This window comes from Vibrio sp. 970, from assembly GCF_033339075.1.
In genome coordinates this window covers 1-865 of sequence record NZ_JAWOTW010000160.1, presented here as the reverse complement: position 1 = coordinate 865, position 865 = coordinate 1, and the positions used below count along the sequence as shown (strand labels likewise).

Sequence of the window (865 nt, the reverse complement as noted above, 5' to 3'; positions counted from 1 at the left end):
CATCAACTCGGTTCGCACCGCACACTACCCGAACGACCCACGCTTCTACGAGTTATGTGATATTTACGGCCTGTTTGTGATGGCAGAAACCGATGTGGAAACCCACGGCTTTGCCAACGTTGGCGACCTGAGCCGCATCACCAACGATCCAGCATGGGAAGCGGTGTTTGTCGATCGCGCAGTGCGTCATGTTCATGCGCAAAAGAACCACCCTTCTATCATCATGTGGTCACTCGGTAACGAATCGGGTTATGGCTGTAACATCCGTGCGATGTATGCCGCGACCAAAGCAATTGATGACACCCGTTTGGTTCACTACGAAGAAGACCGCGATGCTGAAGTGGTCGATGTGATTTCGACGATGTACTCACGTGCTCAACTGATGAATTACTTTGGCGAACACCCACACGAGAAGCCACGCATTATCTGCGAATACGCACACGCGATGGGTAACGGGCCGGGTGGTCTGACGGAATACCAAAACGTGTTCTATGCGCACGACCACATTCAAGGTCACTACGTTTGGGAATGGTGTGATCACGGCATTCTAGCGCGTGATGAACACGGTCAAGAGTTCTACAAATACGGCGGCGATTACGGCGACTACCCAAACAACTACAACTTCTGCATGGATGGTCTGATTTACCCAGATCAAACCCCGGGCCCTGGCCTGAAAGAATACAAACAAGTCATTGCACCGGTGAAAATCCGCACCGTTGAAGGTTGCCATGATCGCTTTATCGTTGAGAACAAATTGTGGTTCACCAACCTCGATGATTACACCATTACTGCTGACGTGCGTGCCGAAGGTGAAACCCTGCGTAGCGTGCAATTCAAAGTCGAAGCTTTGGTAGCTAACAGCGAA

At 51.0% G+C, this 865-nt stretch carries 1 protein-coding gene; it reads left to right on the top strand.

The window, feature by feature from the left end; all coding sequences use genetic code 11:
* On the top strand, window positions 1–865 hold an 865-nt coding region (locus R7Q11_RS25400; protein WP_318094449.1), incomplete at both ends, for a glycoside hydrolase family 2 TIM barrel-domain containing protein.